The following is a 3,946-nucleotide window of genomic DNA, read 5'->3' as shown; positions in this document are numbered from 1 at the left end:
CGCCCTCGCCCACCACCCTGCCCTGCCCTGCCCGAAAGGCTTCCGCTCCGCCATGCCCATAGCCCTGCTCGCCCTGGCCGTCAGCGCGTTCGGTATCGGCACCACCGAGTTCGTGATGATGGGGCTGCTCCCCAACGTCGCCGACGACCTGGGCACCTCGGTGCCCACCGCCGGCTATCTCGTCTCCGCCTACGCCCTCGGCGTCGTCATCGGCGCCCCGCTGCTGACCGGGCTCGGCGCCCGCGTCCCGCGCAAGCGGATGCTGGTGCTGCTGATGGGGCTGTTCACCGTCGGCAACCTCGCCACCGCGCTCGCGCCCGGCTTCGGCACCCTGCTCGCCGGGCGGGTGCTGGCCGGGCTGCCGCACGGCGCGTTCTTCGGCGTCGGCGCGGTCGTCGCCACCCGGCTGGTCCGCGAGGGGCGCGGAGCGCGGGCCGTCGCCACCATGTTCCTCGGGCTGACCGTCGCCAACATCGTCGGCGTGCCGGCCGCCACGGCGCTCGGGCAGCACCTGGGCTGGCGGGCCACGTTCCTGGTGGTGACCGCCATCGGGCTGGTCGCGATGGCGGCGCTGACGGCGCTCGTGCCCCGGATGCCGCAGGAGCGGCAGGCCGGGGTGCGCGGCGAACTGCGGGCGCTGCGCTCCGGGCCCGTGCTGCTGGGGCTGCTCACCGCCGTCTTCGGCTTCGCCGGGATCTTCGCCGTCTACAGCTATCTGGCCTCCATGATGACCGAGGTCACCGGCTTCGCCGAGTCCTCCGTGACGCTCGTCCTGGCCCTCTTCGGGGTCGGGATGACCGTGGGCACCCTGGCGGCGGGACCGCTGACGGACCGGGCGCCGCGCCCCACCCTCTACGGCGGACTGGGCGGGCTGGCCGTGGTCCTGGTCCTCTTCCACTTCGCGGCGCAGGCGAAGTGGGCGGCGCTGGTGATGGTGGTGGTCATCGGGGCCGTCGGCTTCCTGATCACGACGCCGATCCAGATGCTGGTGATGCGGGCCGCCTCGCACGCTCCGACGCTGGCCTCGGCGTCCAACCAGTCCGCGTTCAACCTGGCGAACGCGGGGGGCGCGTGGATCGGCGGAGTGGTGATCGCCGCCGGATGGGGCTGGACCGCGCCCACCCTGGTGGGCGCGGTGCTGGCCGTCGTGGGCCTGGCGCTGGCGGTGCTGGGCTCCCGGGTGGAGCGGGGCTCCGCCTCCCGGGTGGTGGCGCGGGGCGCGTCCCCCTCCCGCCCGGTGGGGGCGCACCTGGGGGAGTAGCCCCGGATTCCGGGCCGAAGAGCGGATTACGGGGTGCGCCAGCGGCTGGTGATGGGGAGCCGCCGGTCCTTGCCGAACCCCTTGGGGGAGATCTTCGCCCCCGGCGGGTACTGCCGCCGCTTGTACTCCGCGCGGTCCGTCATCCGGATGACGGACCGCACCGTCTCGGCGTCGAACCCCGCGGCGACGATCTCCTCGGCGCCCTGGTCCCGGTCCACGTACCGCTTCAGGATGCCGTCCAGCACCGCGTACTCCGGCAGCGAGTCGGTGTCCTCCTGGCCGGGCCGCAGCTCCGCGCTCGGCGGCTTGGTCAGGGAGCTCTCCGGGATGGGCGGGGTGTGGCCGCGCTCCCGGGCCACCCGGTTGCGCCACCGCGCCAGCCGGAAGACATACGTCTTGTAGACGTCCTTGATCGGCCCGTACGCGCCCACCGAGTCGCCGTAGAGGGTGGAGTAGCCCACGGCCAGCTCGGACTTGTTGCCGGGGGCGAGGACGATCTGGCCCTCCTGGTTGGACACGGCCATCAGCAGCGTGCCGCGCAGCCGGGACTGGAGGTTCTCCTCCGCGAGCCCCGTCAGGGCCAGCGACTCCATATACGCGTCGAACATCGGGCCGATCGGCACCGTGCGCAGCTGGAGCCCGGTGCGCTCCGCCAGCTCCCGTGCGTCGTCCTGGGAGTGCTCCGAGGAGTAGCGGGACGGCATGGAGATGCCGTAGACGTTCTCGGCGCCGAGCGCGTCGCAGGCCAGCGCGGCGGTGAGGGCCGAGTCGATGCCGCCGGAGAGGCCGATCAGCACCGAGCGGAAGCCGTTCTTCGCCACGTAGGCGCGCAGGCCGACGACGAGCGCCGTGTAGATCTCCGCGTCGTCCTCCAGCCGGGGCGCCTCGCTGCCGGTGACCTCCGGCTCGTACGGCGGCAGCGGCTCGGCGGAGATCACCCGGTGCTCGACCCGCAGCCCGTCGTCCACCAGGCCCGACGGCGGCTGCTCCGCCGCTCGCGGCAGCTCCAGGTCGAGCACCACGCAGCCCTCCTCGAACTGCGGGGCGCGGGCGAGGACGCCGCCGTCCCGGTCCACCACGAGGGAGTCCCCGTCGAAGACCAGCTCGTCCTGGCCGCCGGTCATGGCCAGATACGCGGTGGTGCACCCGGCCTCCTGGGCGCGCTTGCGCACCAGGTCGAGCCGGGTGTCGTCCTTGTCGCGCTCGTAGGGCGAGGCGTTGACGGACAGCAGCAGCCCGGCGCCGGCGGACCGCGCCGCCGGCACCCGGCCGCCGTCCTGCCACAGGTCCTCGCAGATGGCGAGCGCGACATCGACGCCGTGCACGCGGACGACGGGCAGGGTGTCGCCGGGCACGAAGTAGCGGAACTCGTCGAAGACGCCGTAGTTGGGCAGGTGGTGCTTGGCGAAGGTGAGCACCACCTCGCCCCGGTGCAGCACGGCCGCCGCGTTCTGCGGGGCCCCGGCGGGCTGGCCGTAGCGGGGCTGGGCGTGCTCGGAGCGGTCCAGGTACCCCACGACGACGGGCACGCCGCCGAGCCCCTCGCCGGCCAGCCGCCGGGCCAGCTCGCGCAGGCCCGAGCGGCTCGCCTCGACGAACGCCGCACGCAGTGCCAGGTCCTCGACCGGATATCCGGTCAGCGTCATCTCCGGGAACGCGACGAGGTGCGCCCCCTGCTCGACGGAGTGCCGCGTCCAGCGCAGCACGGCCTCCGCGTTGCCTTCGATGTCACCGACGGTGGAGTCGATCTGATTCAGGGCGAGACGTAGTTGAGCCACGCTGCCGAGTGTACGAGAGTAATCGTCGTTCTGACACTATGGGCTGCGTCTCCCCGGCGGCCCCGGTCCGCTCAGCGCCGGTAGCCGAGCACGGTCCTCATGCCTGCCTCGCCGTGGTAGGCGTTGTGGCAGTGGACCATCCACAGCCCCGGGTTGTCGGCGTCGAAGTCGGCGGTGACGGTCCGGCCCGGCAGCACGACGGCGGTGTCCTTGCGGGGCCCGCCGTCCGGCAGCGCGAAGGTGTGGCCGTGCAGATGCACGGGGTGCCACATGGCGGTGGTGTTCACCAGGCGCAGCCGCACGCGCTCCCCCGCGGCCACGGGCAGCCGTCGCGCCGGGTCGTACGCCCGGCCGTTGATCCCCCAGTCGTACGCCGCCATGGAGCCGGTGAGCCGGAGCGTGACCGTCCGCTCCGGGCTCCGCCGCTCCAGCGCGACCGAGGGGTGCGCGGCGAGCGCGTCCGCGGTGAGCGGCTCGCCCTCCAGCTCCCGGGGGCGCGCCCGGGGGGAGGGGGCCGAGCCGCCGCCGGTGCGGAGCAGCGCTCGGGCCGTCCGCTTCTTGCCCTCCGCGAGCGCGGTGAGCGGGAAGACCCCGTCCCCGGCTGTGACCAGCACGTCGTAGCGCTCGCCCATGCCGAGCAGCAGCGCGTCCGTCCTCGTGTGCCGGACGGGGAAGCCGTCGGTGTGGGTGACCGTCATCCGGTGGCCGCCGAGCGCGACCCGGAAGGCGGTGTCGCCGCCCGCGTTGATCAGCCGGATGCGGATGCGGTCCCCGGGCCGGGCCCGGAAGGTGCGCGGATCGCGCGCCGTGCGGCCGCCCGCCAGGTAGTGCGGGTAGCCGACGTCGCCCGCGTCGCCCCCGAGGACCGGGCTCTCGGCGCCCATCAGCATCCGCGAGGGGCCCTCCC

The 3,946-nt window shown here is 74.1% G+C and carries 3 protein-coding genes; 1 reads left to right on the top strand and 2 read right to left on the bottom strand.

Annotated features, from left to right (window positions below; genetic code table 11):
- Positions 1-52: 52 nt before the first annotated feature.
- Positions 53-1,261: an MFS transporter gene (locus G5C65_RS32905; RefSeq protein ID WP_165302729.1), complete on the top strand. Its 1,209-nt coding sequence runs from the start codon at positions 53-55 to the stop codon at positions 1,259-1,261.
- Between the two features lie 26 nt (positions 1,262-1,287).
- Here G5C65_RS32905 and G5C65_RS32900 read toward each other — a convergent pair whose 3' ends face one another.
- Entirely contained in the window at positions 1,288-3,039 is a 1,752-nt protein-coding gene (locus tag G5C65_RS32900) for an NAD+ synthase (RefSeq protein ID WP_165302728.1), read from the bottom strand.
- 71 nt (positions 3,040-3,110) lie between these two features.
- Positions 3,111-3,946 (bottom strand): multicopper oxidase family protein (locus G5C65_RS32895; protein WP_165302727.1); only part of this gene is annotated, 836 nt, incomplete at its 5' end.

The organism is Streptomyces boncukensis (genome assembly GCF_011045075.1).
In the GTDB taxonomy this organism is placed as follows: Bacteria; Actinomycetota; Actinomycetes; order Streptomycetales; family Streptomycetaceae; genus Streptomyces; species Streptomyces boncukensis.
Note: the sequence above shows the minus strand (reverse complement) of the source record. Positions and strands in the feature narration are given on the sequence as shown.

Coding starts and splice junctions, on each gene's coding strand:
- G5C65_RS32905 (WP_165302729.1), top strand. CDS start 53: ATGCCCATAGCCCTGCTCGCCCTGGCCGTCAGCGCGTTCGGTATCGGC.